Annotated in this window: 14 protein-coding genes and 2 pseudogenes; 3 read left to right on the top strand and 13 right to left on the bottom strand. The window is 37.4% G+C overall.

The features are described 5' to 3' along the window. Positions 1-24 precede the first annotated feature (24 nt). Both I567_RS09460 and I567_RS09455 read left to right on the top strand, forming a co-directional pair. On the top strand, positions 25-429 hold the full coding sequence (locus tag I567_RS09460) for a hypothetical protein (RefSeq protein WP_016252005.1): 405 nt from the start codon (positions 25-27) through the stop codon (positions 427-429). Between the two features lie 6 nt (positions 430-435). After that, positions 436-705, top strand: coding sequence for a DUF2326 domain-containing protein (locus tag I567_RS09455; protein ID WP_016252004.1), 270 nt, complete (start codon positions 436-438; stop codon positions 703-705). Here the strand turns inward: I567_RS09455 and tnpB are convergent. Together tnpB and I567_RS09445 are read right to left on the bottom strand one after the other, a co-directional pair. Next, positions 700-1,068 (bottom strand): IS66 family insertion sequence element accessory protein TnpB, encoded by a 369-nt coding sequence (tnpB, locus tag I567_RS09450; protein WP_016252003.1) that lies wholly within the window; start codon positions 1,066-1,068, stop codon positions 700-702. The genes I567_RS09455 and tnpB overlap by 6 nt on opposite strands. Further along, on the bottom strand, positions 1,049-1,243 hold the full coding sequence (locus I567_RS09445) for a hypothetical protein (protein ID WP_016252002.1): 195 nt from the start codon (positions 1,241-1,243) through the stop codon (positions 1,049-1,051). The genes tnpB and I567_RS09445 overlap by 20 nt, the downstream gene beginning before the upstream one ends. Before the next feature lie 158 nt (positions 1,244-1,401). Between I567_RS09445 and I567_RS09440 the strand changes: the two are divergent. Beyond that, positions 1,402-1,662: pseudogene (locus tag I567_RS09440) on the top strand (transposase domain-containing protein); the annotation flags it as partial. Positions 1,663-1,805: 143 nt separating this feature from the next. Here I567_RS09440 and I567_RS09435 read toward each other — a convergent pair. From I567_RS09435 to I567_RS09385, 11 genes and pseudogenes are all read right to left on the bottom strand, one after another. Next, the gene (locus I567_RS09435; protein WP_016252000.1) at positions 1,806-2,939 is read right to left on the bottom strand and encodes a GIY-YIG nuclease family protein; all 1,134 of its coding nucleotides are present in this window, start codon (positions 2,937-2,939) and stop codon (positions 1,806-1,808) included. Further along, a complete protein-coding gene (locus I567_RS09430; RefSeq protein WP_016251999.1) occupies positions 2,929-4,884 on the bottom strand; it encodes a DEAD/DEAH box helicase in 1,956 nt (651 codons plus the stop codon). Before I567_RS09430 ends, I567_RS09435 begins: the two co-directional genes overlap by 11 nt. Beyond that, the gene (locus I567_RS09425; protein WP_016251998.1) at positions 4,877-5,581 is read right to left on the bottom strand and encodes a hypothetical protein; all 705 of its coding nucleotides are present in this window, start codon (positions 5,579-5,581) and stop codon (positions 4,877-4,879) included. The genes I567_RS09430 and I567_RS09425 overlap by 8 nt, the downstream gene beginning before the upstream one ends. Further along, positions 5,578-8,295 carry a class I SAM-dependent DNA methyltransferase gene (locus tag I567_RS12955; protein ID WP_016251997.1) on the bottom strand — a complete coding sequence of 906 codons (2,718 nt, stop codon included), beginning with the start codon at positions 8,293-8,295 and terminating at the stop codon, positions 5,578-5,580. Before I567_RS12955 ends, I567_RS09425 begins: the two co-directional genes overlap by 4 nt. Beyond that, positions 8,296-8,517 (bottom strand): helix-turn-helix domain-containing protein, encoded by a 222-nt coding sequence (locus tag I567_RS09415; RefSeq protein WP_016251996.1) that lies wholly within the window; start codon positions 8,515-8,517, stop codon positions 8,296-8,298. A 148-nt stretch (positions 8,518-8,665) separates the two neighbouring features. Then, positions 8,666-9,501 (bottom strand): annotated as a pseudogene (locus tag I567_RS09410) (GIY-YIG nuclease family protein). 383 nt (positions 9,502-9,884) lie between these two features. Continuing rightward, positions 9,885-10,541, bottom strand: coding sequence for a hypothetical protein (locus I567_RS09405; protein WP_016251993.1), 657 nt, complete (start codon positions 10,539-10,541; stop codon positions 9,885-9,887). A gap of 34 nt (positions 10,542-10,575) precedes the next feature. Then, positions 10,576-11,685, bottom strand: a complete 1,110-nt coding sequence (locus I567_RS09400; protein WP_016251992.1) for a hypothetical protein — start codon at positions 11,683-11,685, stop codon at positions 10,576-10,578. Beyond that, a complete protein-coding gene (locus I567_RS09395; protein ID WP_016251991.1) occupies positions 11,686-13,149 on the bottom strand; it encodes a hypothetical protein in 1,464 nt (487 codons plus the stop codon). It lies immediately after the preceding gene. Between the two features lie 204 nt (positions 13,150-13,353). Further along, the gene (gene rlmD / locus I567_RS09390) at positions 13,354-14,727 is read right to left on the bottom strand and encodes a 23S rRNA (uracil(1939)-C(5))-methyltransferase RlmD (protein WP_016251990.1); all 1,374 of its coding nucleotides are present in this window, start codon (positions 14,725-14,727) and stop codon (positions 13,354-13,356) included. 15 nt (positions 14,728-14,742) lie between these two features. Further along, positions 14,743-15,498: a hypothetical protein gene (locus tag I567_RS09385; protein WP_231940226.1), complete on the bottom strand. Its 756-nt coding sequence runs from the start codon at positions 15,496-15,498 to the stop codon at positions 14,743-14,745. Positions 15,499-15,526 lie beyond the last annotated feature (28 nt).

Here is a 15,526-nt window from a genome sequence, read left to right as displayed (position 1 = left end):
CTCCAATAGAGGTCCTTAATTTCTTTGTTCTATCATATACTTCTTGTTCCACAATTTGAAGAAATCACAGCAGAGCTTTCAAAGCACAAAGTGAAGAATCAGTTTTCCAGAGAATTCCTCAGACGATACTCTGAGTTAGACGGTGAAATAATAGCTCTCAAAAATCAAAACAATGCATTTATAGAAGAAAACAGTCTAAAAGAGTCTAAGGATAAAGCGAAGAGTTTGCTGGACAAAAACCTAGAGAAAATTTTGGCAAGTATAAATTTAATCCTAAATAACAAAATGCGTGAATTTAATGATAAGCTATACAAAATAAAACGAAATGCCCCTGTCATAAATATAACAGCTTCTAGTAGTTATATATTTTTTACCCCTAATGTTACAGGTACAGGCACAAACTTCAAAGGTCTTATTTTGCTTGATTAATCGTTGATGTATCTTTCCTATCTACCAGTCATTGCACATGATTCACTACTTTTCAAGAATGTTGATGATGAAGGTGTGAATGGCATTATAAGAATTTATGATGATGTCAAAAATTTAGGAAAACAAATATTCATTGCTTTTGACAAGCAGTGTTCTTACTCACAAGAAACTTATGAGATTCTTCAAGACAGCTGTGTATTGCAACTAGATGGCGATGGACATGAACTATATGATAAGTCTTGGAATAGAGAGGCAACTAATGAAACTCAGTTATAACAAACTATAGAAATTGCTAATTGATAAAGGATGGAATAATTCAAAACTTCGAGAGATAGAAAATCCTTTCATTAACCATTCAACTTGTTCAGGCCTTAAAGCGCGAACCTCCGCAGTACTTCTTGGCCAAGTTAGTTGTCCGTTTTTAAAACTCTTACAAAGCAGCCAGAAGCCTTCACCCTCCCAGTAGAGGGCTTTAAATCGATCACTTTTTCCACTACAAAAAAGGAAGGCGGATTTTGAAAAAGGGTCTAAATCAAATTGTGACTGAATAAGGTAAGCCAGTGAATCGATTCCTTTTCGTAAATCCGTTTTCCCACAAACAATGTAGACGGGCCCCAGATCACTTAAGTTTAGTACCATAAGCGAGCACCTTCTCTAAAATTTCATTTCGTTGAGAGGCATCAAGTGATGAGAAAAAGCTGAGCTCAATCGATCCCACTTTGCAACGAAGCAATAGCTCGTTTTTGGTTCGTTGCTTGCAATGTTGCGTGCCAGTTTTGGACATCTCTAGAGGGACAATGGGTTGTTTCATCATGAAAAATCCTCCAATCTTCTGTTTGAATACAGTATAACTGGAGGATTAGAGAGATGCGATACACCTCGTTATTGGGCGCTTACCCAAGATATGGATATAGACGTAACTCCACGTATGGCTCCTCATCAGAATTAAGTTTTGGAAACGCAAACTCTAAATCTGGCTCTGTAGCTGAGCGTGCAATTAAAGGGCTAGTCATGGGACGTAAGAATTGGCTTTTCTCTCAAAGTGTTGAAGTAGCTAAGTCTAATGCAAGCATCCTGTCACTTTTAGAAACTGCCAAACGAAATGACATAGACTCGGAGAAATATCTTACCTATCTTTTGGAGAAATTGCCTAACGAGGAGTCTTTCGCAAAAAAAGCAGTTCTAGAAGCTTATTTGCCAAAGTCAGAAACTGTACAAGCAAATTGTAAATAAAGAAAAGAATCTCCAGAGTCGAGTGACTTTGGAGATTTTCAATATATATCATTATTGGGTGCTAACGGATATTGTTGAAATCGTTCGTGATTAAATATAAAAATGCACTGTATTCGATTTATGAGTACAGTGCATTTTCATATCTATTTTTGTAATCCAGCGATTACTTCATTGATTTTAGATTCAATATCATTCAATGGAACCATGTACCATTCAGTAGCTTTTTTGAAGTTTCCATCTTGGAAGACAACCTGTTTGTCCTGGAATGCATGATGAAGGGTGCGCTCAAGCAGCTGAGCGTTCACATTTTGCACTTCAGCAGAAAGCATAATTTTTACAGGCGCATTTAAATACGTTACATCATTTTCTGCATTCGCAATTCTGCTTTCCACATCATTCCGAGTGAAGCCAATTTTATAAAGATTAGTCCATTTACTAATATCCGGATTCGTACTTAATGACTTCAGCACGTAGATATAACCTGTCGTAAACTCTTCTCCAAAACTTTCAGCCAACGTTTCCTCATCCACTGGTTCTGTCACCATACGGCCATGACGTTCCGTAGCGTAAAGTGAAGACGCGAGTGACCTGAATAACAAGGATTTATTTTCAGTTCCATTTTCGTAAACAACATGCATCTTAGCATTCTTATCACCATTTACATCTTCGTAAAAATCACCAATTGATACAACGTAAAGCATTACGCCATTTTGAACATAAAACCGGTTTGCTTGAATATCATACTGTTCAAATGGGATAATTTTTCGTCTCCCAGAAGCAATATCTGCGTGGACCTGATCAAATAAGCTCTTATACTTCTCAAAATGCCTTGCATGTTTTCTGCGACCAATTTTATCGGCGGCATTTACAGTTCTGCGATATCGGGAAACATCTAACAAATCGGAAAAATCGTCAATCATATCGTCTGACCCTAAGATATCATCCAGATTTAACTCGTCATCAATTTCAACTGAATCAGCAAGAAACTCTCCATCCTGATCGAATTCCTTCTCCAATAAGCCAAGAGTGTCATACTTCTTCACCTTCTCAGCTCTTTCAGGTTTTCCTCGAAATCCGCTAAGGCGAGCCCACAATGCACGTTCGCTAGACCATTCAGGAGTTTTTTCCGGCTCCCGTCCGTTTTCATTCACAAAGTCTATAATCTCCTGAAATTTAGTAACTTCTGGGTCTTGTTTTACAACTTTCTTTTTTTCAAATTGCTTGGTTAAATCATAAAAAGCGTCATCTTCAAAGATGCTATCTAAACTATTCGCCATCTTCTTTCGCTGCCTCTCTTTCACGTTTTATCTCAGCAAGTCGTAGCAAAGCAAAGGCCAAGTATTTTTCACCATCATCTTTACTATTTCTGTCAGGATTTCGACCATTTTCTGCACGGAATTTTTTAGCTGCTTGATAAGCCGCAACCAATTGTTCGTCAGTAAAATCGTATTTATTTGATGACAGATAATCTTGAATGAAACGAAGCGTTGGTGCGTCGATATCGCGACTAATCACTTCATACGCACGTTGGAACGGATTTACTTGATCAATTAAATCAATATTCAATTCATCGATGTTAATGAAACGGTCGGCCATCTTAATAATTTCTCGGCTACCATCTTCTGAAGTTGTTGTTCGGCCAGCTGCGATATTAATATCCGCAACCGTATGTTGGCGAACAGTTTCTAACTCTTCATTCGTTAAATCTGGATAACGTTCAATGATAACACGCGGAATCAACGTCTTATTAATCATTTTTGCATCTGCACCTGATACAATTGCTTTTTGGATATCTTGGCTTTGTAAAATACTAGATTTCAAATCTTCCATATCATTTTCGATGATTTTTTTCGTGCGTTCCGTGGTATCTGCAGGTTTCAATCCTCTAATTGAAAGATCTCCTGGTTTGTCTGGCTTATCATCTTTTGGTTTAAATTTGTAAACTGGTGCCAACACTTGTTCCATAAGCAGAGATGCAGAAATTGCCTTCATGATGCTGTTAACTGCAAAGAGTACTTCGTCGTCTTGTGCATCTGGCTGTGCAATAAGATTCGTAAATTGAGCATGGGTCTTATTAGGACTGTCACGCGTAACGCGACCAATGATTTGAATCACTTCAGTTAATGAGTTACGATAACCAATTGTCAGTGCATATTCCGCAAATGGCCAGTCAAACCCTTCTTTTGCCATCCCCAAAGCAATGATGATATCAAGCTTATCAAGATCTTTAATGTCATCCGTAATACTTGCTAGGTATGCTGAGACTTTTTCACGTCCTTCTTCATTCACGAGGTCGGCCACTAATAGTTTTTTACCATCTGGACGCTCGATTTCATAAATACCATCCTCGTTCTGTGTGATATTACCACCGTCCGTTAATAAATCAAGTATTTCATCCACTTCCGAATACTTGTCTTTAGTAGATTCACCAGAATTAACATTAGGAATATGGATAATTGATTTTTTGTTGACATCAATTACTTTATCCAAAGCATCTGTATATTTTCCACGGTAGAAACTATACCCCATTGCGAAGGATTTCAGATATTTATATCCTTCCAGTTGCTCATAATAAGTGTAAGTGACCTTATCAAATTTATCCTCATCAGCAGGTTCTAAAATCTGTACAGAATCGCCACGGAAATATGAACCAGTCATTGCCAAGATATGGGCATTAGAGTTTGACATGATGCTACGCAAGGCATTACCTAGTACTGAATTATCGTCGCGGCTCACATGGTGGAATTCATCAACTGCTAAAAGAGTATTGTCAAACAGCGAATCATCCAACTCTTCAAAAGCAAATCGCAATGTAGCATGTGTGGCAATCAGGATATTATCACTTGGGTCGGTCGAGTTCATGAATTTAACAAAGTGTTGAACCTTTGATTTTTCACCGCCACCAATAGTTAAATTATTGCTTGGCTTTACTTCCCAATCCCAATAAAAACCAAACTTCGATAATTCAGTATCTTTGAATGATTTTCCAATTGAGCGTTCAGGAACCGCAATAACCACTTTTTTAATTCCTTGATTATGAAGCTTATCCAAACCAACAAACATCAACGCACGAGATTTTCCAGAAGCAGGTGGGGATTTCACAAGCAAGTATTGTGATGCGCGTTTTTCATAGACACGTTCTTGCATCTCACGCATCCCGAGGTCGTTTGTTGTTTTCGATTGATTTTTATCAAAATTAATTTCAAATAAATTACTAGTCATGTGATTTCCTTTCCATATAATCCATGATGAGATAGGTAGTATTCAATATATATCTTATTTCATCTTCTCTTAAATTATCAGGAAGATTATGTTTAAACTGTTGGTTTTGCAGCCTTTCATATGAAGAAATTTGTGACATAATTAGTTCTCGAAATTCCTTAGGTTGCTCTGAAAGAAAACTACCAATGTTTGGTTTTTGATTTTCAAGAGACTTATTATTTTGAAAAATAGCTTTAAAAAACAATTCCATTGCCAATCGACCATTATCAACCGACTCACGAAAATGTTTCATTGCAAGATTTCTTTGAGCCTTAGACCAAGCTTCAGGCACACCTTCGTATTCTGAAAATTTTTCTTTAATCTTTTCAATAGTTTTTGTATCTTGTAAATTTGCTTCATTCGGAAACTTCTCAATTGTTTCTTGTAACAAGTCGGAAAGTTCTTCAGGCATTATTCCCGTGCCACTCTCAACAATATCAGTGAGAAACTGAATGACTTGATTCACTGAAAACATTGATAAATTTTGTTGAGCGACGTTTTGTTTATTCATCATCTTTGGGGCTTGAGAATATTTGATATCAATGTCATTCGTAGCACCAAAGCTATTAGTCAATGACAATATATCTGCCATTGTATAATTGTCTTTCAAAACGGATGCAATTTTCATTGCCCAGGCTCCTGGAATTTGTTCACTCATTTATTTGTCATCTCCTGATATAGTTTTAGTAGAGTTCCAAGTCGATCTTCATCTGATTCAAATGGACGTTGTTGATAAGCTCTATCAACAATTCCATCCAGTTCCTCGTGTTTCTTACGTAAAGATTCTGGCATAGTGTCTTTATTATACAAATCAGCTAATGTGCCGCCTTCGTATTCACGTAAATCTAATATTTCAGTCATTACTCGTGCCATTTCATTTTTACGTTGAGTAGATAAATTTTGAATTGGGAATGTGTTGTAAACTAAGCCTGCCGAATACCGATAGTCTGTTTTTAACTTTCCACCAATTGAACGAAGCCACACCATGTGCATGCGAGATTCTAAAAGACCGAGAAGCCACATTGGTGCATTGTAAATAGCCATAGCAGAGTCGGAAATTATAGTATCGCTTCCAACTATTCCCATAGGTACATAATCTCTTTTTTCTGACGATACACGAGGAATTAGAATGCTATTTTCACTAAATTCATCATGCCGTACTTCACCAAATGACCATGGTTTCTCAGCTAATGCTCTTGTTTCTTTTCTCTTGCTTTTTTCCCTGTAACCTTTTACATTTTTTAGTGTTTCTTTAATAAGATGATTTTCTCTGTATTTGTTTACGTCACCTTCCTTCAACCATAAGGTGTATCTCAAATCTCCATTTATTAGCCCTGTCGACCCCAAATATTTCTTAAATAAATGTTTTACATCTGGATATTTTTGGATCAAATCCTGATAATCTTCCACAGAAAATACTAGATTACCTCCATCATTTGCCATGCTACCAAATTTCAACGCTGGTAAGTTTGAAATACTTTTTCTTGATTCATCTACAAATACATTTTCTCCATTTGCCAGATAAGCATTAATATTTGAAACACTCATTACAGTGCCATTTTGCAAATATAATTTAGGCTGAATATTAACGTCATTTGTCATACCAATAATAACAACAGTTACCCCTGCGTTGTTTTTTGCATTATTGTTCCATTTAAAACTCTGGTAGGCAAATGAAATTCTTACTTCATCATTTAAAAGATATGGCCAAAGGATACTTACTTGTTCGCCTTGACAGATTGAATTGGTAGTAACAAAAGCAAATGAACCATGAGAAGTTTCAATATATTGCTTAGCTTTCCAAAACCAACCAAAAATATAATCGAGTAATTTATATTTTCGAATATCCCCAACAAGATTCTTCATATCTTCACGTTGTTCAGCATTTTGAAGACTTTTCCCAAGATATGGAGGATTACCCATTATATATATTTCGTCATTTTCTTTTAATCGCAAAACATCATTCCAATCAATGCGAAGCGAGTTAGCACACACTATATTCCCGGCATCTTTCAACGGTAACAACTTGGCAATGGTCCCTGGGATTGCTTCTTCAAGTTCCTTGTTCATTTGGTGTTCAGCAATCCACAAAGAAAGTCGCGCTACCTCATGAGCAAAATCATCCAATTCAATCCCGTTAAAATTGCCCAGATGGATAACTGATAATGGCATGGAATCATTATTTTGTAAGTCGCCCAACAACTGTAAAATCTTAATTTCAAGTCGGCGAATTTCTTTGTAAGCAATAATAAGGAAATTTCCCGAACCACTGGCAGGATCCAAAAATTTAATATTAGAAATTCTCGTCAACAAAGCACTCAGGTCATTGATGATTGTTCTCTTATTATCGTTTCTTGTTTTTTCAGTAATATCCTTCAGTTCGTTTTCTTCACTGCGAAGTTTTAAAGTTTCAAACGCCTCTGTCAAATCATCTAAGAATAACGGTTTGATGACTTTCATGATATTCGGCACGCTTGTATAATGCATACCAGCAACATGGCGGTCCTCCGCTGAAGCTACTGATTGAATCATTGCTCCAAGAATATCTGGGTTGATTTCATTCCAATTTAGCAATTCCCCAGCTTCGATAAGCAGTTCTCTTGAGACTTTTGAAAAGTTCAAATCCACATGTGGTTCACCGAATAATTTTCCATTAACATATGGAAATTCAAGTAACCACTCATCTTTACCGTTGCGAGCTAACTCATTAATATCCAAGATTGCAAAGAGTTCTTTGATTACTTCGTTAAAATTCGAACCATCTTCAGCTGTTCTTGTTTTTAGAACATTTGTAAAGGAACCCTTATTCATAATTCCTGTGTCTTCTGCAAACAGCAAGAACAACACTCGAATCAAGAACAAGTTAAATGCATGTTCGTTTGCATCAGGATTATCTTTAGCCACCACATCATATAGCTTTGCAAAGCGTTCAGCCGCTTTACGATCGGCTGGATTTTCGGCTTGATAATCAGCCTTCTCAATTCCATTCCAAGCTAAGAAAAAGTCAGCATTTGCCGGCAACTCTTCAATTGGGATGTTTAGCGTTTCATGTGTTTTCGTATCAATCGCAGCGATATCAGAATAATCATTTACCAAGATGTATCGTGGTTTAGATTTTTGTTCTTTGATTGATTGAGCAATCGCATCAATCGTAATGACAACATCACCTTCGATTTCTTCATAGTGAAGCTTGTTCTTAATCACAAATGGCTCACCATTGTCAAATTTTGATTTTGCTCGTGTAATTGATGTTTTAGGAATATCATACAACGCCAAAAATTGAGTGATGAAGTCATCCCCACTATTATTCGAAAGTATTTTTTTTACACCATCTTCAATTTCAGTGATGTTTAAAACTTTATTTTTTGCCATTTACTTAACATCCTCCGCGTCTAGAACATCATAACTAATTATTTCACTAACATCACCATTCAAAGAAGCAGCAATTTTCAATAATGATTCCATTGCCACTAACTCATTTTTTCCAAGTTTTGCTATAACATTAGGCCTGACACCTGAGATTTCACGGAGTTGAGTTTTGTTCATATTCAAATCAATCAATAACTTCCATAATTTATTATAAGAAATTGACATACTGCACCTCTATTCTACTGTTACATTCTATTATATCATTTATGAGCTATCAATATTACACGAAACATGAAATATTTTCGCGAACGCAAACTTTTCATGAAAACTAAAATCCTTCAGCATAGTTCTACTAAAGGCGAGATAATAATTATTAGTTCCACTTTATTTTAACTAGAATCCCTAGCTGACGAGCTAGCTTCTCAATTTTGATTCTGACATTCTTCTTGTTGAAATTTGCATAAACCCATACACCTTCAGCAACATTTGCAGAATTAGGCTTACCATGTAAGTTGACAGTTTCCGACCTAGAATCATAGCAAACGAAGGCGTCTCATCAACAATCAACTCTTGTAATTGATCAGTGTACTTTTCATCAGTAAATAGCTGCGAAACAAAATCAACCAATAAACCTCTGGCTGATTTCGAAGATAACTGTTTCCCATCATATTCAATTTCATATTGTCCAGAAGAGCTATATTCATAAGTTGGATCCTCACTGTCTTCAGAAATGCCAAACAAATCAATGTTTGCAATCTCATCAATGATTTCAAACACTGTGTCATATAACTGATCTGACTTAGCCTTTTGAAGTTTATCAATGAATGAATCATTTCCTGATGTGTAATTCATCATTTCATAGTCAGATTTTTCAATGAAATCCTGTATGAGTCTTTTCTCCAAATAATCAGTATCAGCTTTTGACAGATTACCATCCGTTCTTGAAAAGAATAATACAGAATCCATCCAGTCCTTTTTCTCATTTGTAAAATGCTGAGATAAACGTGTCGAAATAGACTGACCAGCAGCTTGTCCCACATACCGTTAATTTCCTCCAATTAGTACGTAAACGGCTGGATAATTTGAAAACTCTTGTTCTTTCAAATATGGAAAATCACCCTTAGTCATTGATATCAAAAAAACCGGCTCACGTTCAAAATATGAAATATTGTCTTTCTGTGCATCTGAGAATATAAAAATCTGCTTCATGATCATGTCTCCCTTGAAAGTTCGATAATATATTATATCACGTAATCGTTATCAAAATCATCTACGCTATCAACTCCACGGTGTAAAACCTGTCAACTCAAAGCTTTAAAGCATTTCTGTCAACTCTACGGTTATCCCCAAAATTGTCATTTTTGCACCAAAAAAGAGCAACTCAGGCATTACCCCAAGTTACTCGAAACCTTATTATATCAACGTTCCACTCGTGTCAGCAGACCTACACACTCACAATGGGTTGACACGAGCCGATGTACGTCGGGGAACATATTATCAACCCAGCCTGTTCGTGGAAACAAGTCCACGACAGTTTTTAACAATAACTTTTCTATCGTTAAAACTTATTATCCCGACAAACTGGAAGTTGTTTATCCAAAATGAAATGGAATAACCATATCAAGTAAAGCCGCAAGAACTATACTAATCGTTCCCATTAGCGCAGAACTCCTCAATGTGTCTCTCCTCAAAACAATAAGTCCAATAATAAAGACTATCACTTCCAAAACAGATTTTGCATTAAAATACCAGCATCCATATACAAAGCACATATTGAACAATACTGCCAAAATCAGCGCTGATAGTATAAATGCCAGTTTGCTTTTCCCCTTTGCATACCAACAGACAAAAGCCAATAATGGAGAAACAGCTGTAAATCCAAACCAAATCATCGCATAACTTCTTGGGAAAAATCCTGCAATATAGTTTGAATACAAATAGTAGCTTGCAACCATACCAACAAAGAATACAAAAACATTGATGCTTGCTCTTATTGCAGAATTGCTATAAATAGAAATACACAGTGCAATCAATATCCAGATTGCAAAATGCCCAAGAAAATTACCAATATCTAAGACTACATTTATTGCCATAAGCACACCTGGAAGTTCAGTTTGACGAAAATCCAGATATTTTGAGAAAGCTCCCAAAGCTATTCCGAGAAACAATATTGCTATGGTATTTATAAGTTTTCTATTATTGGATATTGGATTTTCTGCATTCCTTATATCATTCAAAAAATTTATCATAATTACCCTCACAAATTCAAATTTAGTAATATCGTTACTTACTCTGATATTTGTACTTCAATGCTTCAAGGATTGCATTCATAATATCCATATCGAATTCTTTCTTTGAGATATCCATTGACTTAAGCATCTTCTTGTTTTTTCTAAGTGACTTCCACAAGAGCTTCTTATCCTTGTCGTCTAAATCGATCTTGTAAAGCAGATTGGCAAGAGAAACAATGAAGTCTTTATATTCTTCACAAGTACTTTTCTTTGCCTTTCTATCCTTCCAAGCCATAAATTCCTCAAAATCCTCCACTGAGAATTTTGGCATTAAGCCTTTAATCGGATTTATCAAAAGCTGTGTTGATGACAACATTAAATTCACATAAGAGCCCAGTGCGTATTGCTGTTCTTCTGTCATCAAATTGTAGTCTAGGCCAAACGTCCGAATGTTCTCAATTGCCTCATTCAGCATTCCACTCTCATCGATAATACGAGATATACGTTCTTTAAGTTCTACAATTGCAAGCTCATAGGATTTCACATCTCTATGACTAATGGCAGCGAATACATTCTCCAAATGCTTTTTGTCACTGCTACTCTTCCAGAAGAGCAGACCACTTGCCACAAGAGACACTCCAGCAATAGCCCATCCAACCGGATCTGCTAAAGCAAGAAAAGCCTCACCAGCAGCCATTCCTCCGCCACCAGCAGCAAGAGCGCCACCTCCGAGCCAAGCCAATGCAGCATTTGTAGCTGCTGCACCACTAAGTGCAGATATTGCTGTTCCTGTTGACGCAACACCAAATGTAGTTGCAACTCCCATCGCCACTGTCGGCCCCATCGTTACAACTGCAACACCGAGACCAGCTCCTGCGGCACCTGCACCTGCATTTTTGATAGCAGCTTCCTGATAATCTTTCTCAATCTTCTCCGCCTGCTGTTTCCAGTTTAATCTGATCTGTTTAAGCTCTTCATATTGAAGTTTCTTATCGCTAGGAACATTTCGAATCTTATCAAATAATTCCTGTATACTTGTCAACGACTCATATAATCCACTTGTATGGATACCAAGCTCTTCAATCGTTTTATTTGTAAGATTGATTGCAGCTTGCGCCTTATCCTGGGCCTGTTGAAGTTTAGATTTCTTTTTACTTTTCATCTATGCGTTCCCTCCTTTGAGGTAAGAATCAATATCCGCTTTGTTACGTAATATCTGATCCTTTGGAACATTTCTTTTCTCTGCCAACAATGTGGATTTTTCAAAAGCCTTGATGTACATGTTACTTTCTTTTAATTCTTGTGTGAACAAAAGCAAGTCTTTATCGTCATACGCTTCAGCAAGGAACTTTAACCCCTCAACATAACCAGCAAGAATAATCTTCTCTCGTCTCAAAACTACGACCTCGTCCTTTAGTGAATGCCGTTTTATTCCTCTGCTAGCTTCTCCATACAATGAAATAGTGAATCGTCCTACGCCAACTATATTCAATCGCATGAAAAACTCAGCAACATTAAATGATCCGCCACCAGTAATAAACCCACGTGCAACTGCATCACCCGCATCAACGAGACAGAATGTACCATGAGCTACAGTAAGCATACGTTTTACGGTTGCATTGCTAAACGGCTCACAAGACTTCCATAATGATGAAAACGTCCTGCCTGCTTTTTCTGTTGTAGTAAAAAATCTTATCAGTCGTCTAATCGAATACATCGATCTAACTAAGATTTCATTTACAAATACAGGTATCGCCTGCGCAGCTTGAAATCTAACATCGTATCCCTGCTTATATATCTCCAGCGCTAGCTCATTAAATGACTTATCAAATTCACTTACTGGTATATTCAACTTTCTCTTAATTGCAATTATGTCATTTGTCCAGATCCAGAATGGTGATGGAATACCCATACCACGTCCTTTGCTACTTGAAGATCCAGACATATCTGAAATCAGATGGCCAAACCAATTTATAAATCCACAAAACAATTTGCTAGGAACATTATTTCCCTGCAGTTCAAATTTTCCATCGGCACCCTGTAATGAGATTAATTCACCACCAGACACAAAATGAGAAGTATTCGTAAACTGATCAAGAATTGAGAAAAACAAACCTAACAATGTTGGATTGTGTCCTAGCGATTTGAAGTGATGGTTCTTAGGGCTGAGATCAAATACCCAGCTAGCCGCATCACCTGCGCCTCTCTGATCATATGGAATTTTGAATTTCTTTTCTAAATGTTTTATAGCAGCAGACAACGAATTATTATTCGAATCCTCCCAGCCACACATCTTCGCAAAATCCATAGTGCGATTTTCAAACCATTTATCTGTAACGTCCCCAACAGGAGACTCTCCAGGTTTTCCTACAAGGAATATATCCATCACACCACAGATTGCTCCACTGCATGCTGCCAAGATATAATCTGTCTTATCACACTCTGGCGTTAACTTTTTTAGAGTGCTAGTGCTCTCATTCAGTTTTGAAGCGATTGCTGATAGTTCCACTTCAGCACTCGCCAGCGCAGTCTTTATGTCAGAAGCAAATTCATAACCGTCTTCGCTTATGCCAAGCTCTAACAGCATTATTGCATCTCTTGTATTATCTTTAATTGAGATAGCCATTTGCTTCCCTCCATTCTTTAAATCACTCATTCAAATTGGGGTTGTATCTCGAATAACATTTTAACAAGTGGCATATAAATCTAAAACCAAAATCTAAAATATCATTTTAATAATGAGTAGATATGTTTCAATATAAGAAATACGGACTTTCATGAGCTATTGCCTAATCTCAAAAAAGCCCGTAAATACGCTACTTTTCGCTATTTATTTATCTTTTCTTGACATCCACACCACGCACTCCACATGGTTCGTCATTGGGAAGAGGTCCACGGGTTGGACTTGTTGTGCTTGGTAACCTAGTGCTGCGAAGTGGACCAAATCACGCGCCATGGTAGCTGGGCTGCAGGATATATAGACAATCTTTTGCGGATTCATTTGGCAGCTTGCCTCGATAAAGCTTGGGGTTAAGCCTTTACGTGGTGGGTCAACGAAAATTACATCTGGCTGGATGCCCTCTTTTGCCCATTGTGCCATAACTTTTTCAGCGCTACCGGCGACATAAGTGGTATTGGTGAAGCCGTTGAGTTTCGCATTGGCAATCGCATCTTGCACAGCTTCCTCTACAACTTCCATCCCATAGACTTGTTTAACCTTGTCCGCCACTGATAAGCCAATGGTCCCAATTCCTGAGTAAGCATCAATAATGATATCTTCAGGCGATAATTGAGCAAAGTCATAGGCAGTTTGGTAGAGTTTTTCGGCCTGAAGTGTGTTGACTTGGTAGAATGATTTGGCAGAAATATGATAGGTCTTGCCTAGTAATTGATCATTAATATACCCTGGGCCAAACAACACTTTTTCTTGTTTACCCAAAATGACATTGGTTTTGTCTTCATTAATATTTTGCACAATGGTCACGACATTTGGTAATGCTTGGGTGATTTGCGCAAGAATTTGATCGACTTGGAAGAATTTTTCTTTGCGCGTCACAAAGACAACCATCATTTCACCGGTATAGTGACCTTTGCGAATGATGAGGTGTCTTAAAAAGCCTTCGTTTGTTTCTTCATTATAAGGTTTGACATGGAATCGGCGTAAAATATCACGAATCTGGATAATTGCCGTATCAATGGCTGGATCTTGAATGTAAAAATGCTCAATTGGCACTAGGTCATGACTATTTTTACGATAAAAACCAGTTTGTAATTGATTCTCCACACGACGAACTGGTATTTGGGCTTTATTTCGATAGCCAGTTGGATCAGTCATACCGATTGTTGGTAGTACGGGTACTTCTGGCATTTTCGCCACTTTTTTCATGACATTGGCGACTTGTTCTTGTTTGAAAATCAGTTGTTGGTCATAACTTAGATGGGCAAGTGGGGCAATACCGGTACGAATCAATTTTTCATCTGCATTTTCGACACGGTGTGCTGACTTTTTGATAAAGTTTTTCACCTTCGCAAAGCCAAATTTATTGCCTACTTTTAGCACATGAACTTCAACCGTTTCTCCGGGCAAAGCATTTTCGATAAATAAAGGATAACCCTCTACTTTAGCAATGCCCATTCCTTCATGCGTTAAGTCAATGATATCAACTGTTAAATCTTGATTTTTTGTTACTGGGTATGTTTTCATAAAATCTCCTTCATATTAATGATACTCAATAAAGAAACCTTCCATATCTCCCTGAATGACGTAGACTGGCAATGTTTGGCTATCTTCAGGAATCAAGCCATAAGAATACAACCGCAACTCTTCAGGCATTGAAGATATTGGTGTACCAGGAAGATAGATTGCCATGCGATGATTCTTACTAATTCCATAGGCTTCGGAATATTCGTACTTTCTATTCTCTTTTATTTCTGAGCTGCCCACTGGTTTTTCATATTGTAAGTTTTCTATGTCGACTTCATAAAGCGTTGGACTGACTTGATGGGGTCTTGTAAATTGTCCAGAAACCTTACTTTCAGAAATCGTACCACCTGGATAGCCCGGTCCAGTTGAGCCCATATCAGAATCATGATAGACATCAGAAAACGTGCCATTTGGTCCAATAGATAGTGATGAACCCCAACCACCTGCACCACTTGAGAAGACAAAATTCTTGCCAACTAAGGTATCTAGAATCGTTGGTTGCGCAGCGGGTTTGGCTGGTGTCGATGTTTTTGTTTTCTCAGCTTGTGGTGCTTGACTGGTCGTTGTTTTAGATTGCGTCGTTTGATCTTTGGTTGTACTTGTTTGTTTCGTGGTTGACTCAGTCGTGCTTGAAGATGTCTTGGTCTTTTTCTTCTTGTCTTTAGATTGACTGGTGCCTTTCTTTTTGATAACTTTGCTGCTGGTGGTTGTTTTGCTTTCGGTCTTTTTAGTTTGGTGACAGCCGGCTAGACCTAAACTGGTGACTAACAAAGCTACAAACATCCCATTTAAAACACTT

The sequence above is a fragment of the Enterococcus cecorum DSM 20682 = ATCC 43198 genome (assembly GCF_000407565.1).
GTDB lineage: Bacteria > Bacillota > Bacilli > Lactobacillales > Enterococcaceae > Enterococcus_E > Enterococcus_E cecorum.
Note: the sequence above shows the minus strand (reverse complement) of the source record. Positions and strands in the feature narration are given on the sequence as shown.

What these genes read in the sequence shown, in the direction of transcription:
- I567_RS09455 (WP_016252004.1), top strand. Translation starts at nt 436, where the DNA reads ATGTATCTTTCCTATCTACCAGTCATTGCACATGATTCACTACTTTTC.
- tnpB (WP_016252003.1), bottom strand. Translation starts at nt 1,068, where the DNA reads ATGGTACTAAACTTAAGTGATCTGGGGCCCGTCTACATTGTTTGTGGG.
- I567_RS09445 (WP_016252002.1), bottom strand. Translation starts at nt 1,243, where the DNA reads ATGATGAAACAACCCATTGTCCCTCTAGAGATGTCCAAAACTGGCACG.
- I567_RS09435 (WP_016252000.1), bottom strand. Translation starts at nt 2,939, where the DNA reads ATGGCGAATAGTTTAGATAGCATCTTTGAAGATGACGCTTTTTATGAT.
- I567_RS09430 (WP_016251999.1), bottom strand. Translation starts at nt 4,884, where the DNA reads ATGACTAGTAATTTATTTGAAATTAATTTTGATAAAAATCAATCGAAA.
- I567_RS09425 (WP_016251998.1), bottom strand. Translation starts at nt 5,581, where the DNA reads ATGAGTGAACAAATTCCAGGAGCCTGGGCAATGAAAATTGCATCCGTT.
- I567_RS12955 (WP_016251997.1), bottom strand. Translation starts at nt 8,295, where the DNA reads ATGGCAAAAAATAAAGTTTTAAACATCACTGAAATTGAAGATGGTGTA.
- I567_RS09415 (WP_016251996.1), bottom strand. Translation starts at nt 8,517, where the DNA reads ATGTCAATTTCTTATAATAAATTATGGAAGTTATTGATTGATTTGAAT.
- I567_RS09405 (WP_016251993.1), bottom strand. Translation starts at nt 10,541, where the DNA reads ATGATAAATTTTTTGAATGATATAAGGAATGCAGAAAATCCAATATCC.
- I567_RS09400 (WP_016251992.1), bottom strand. Translation starts at nt 11,685, where the DNA reads ATGAAAAGTAAAAAGAAATCTAAACTTCAACAGGCCCAGGATAAGGCG.
- I567_RS09395 (WP_016251991.1), bottom strand. Translation starts at nt 13,149, where the DNA reads ATGGCTATCTCAATTAAAGATAATACAAGAGATGCAATAATGCTGTTA.
- rlmD (WP_016251990.1), bottom strand. Translation starts at nt 14,727, where the DNA reads ATGAAAACATACCCAGTAACAAAAAATCAAGATTTAACAGTTGATATC.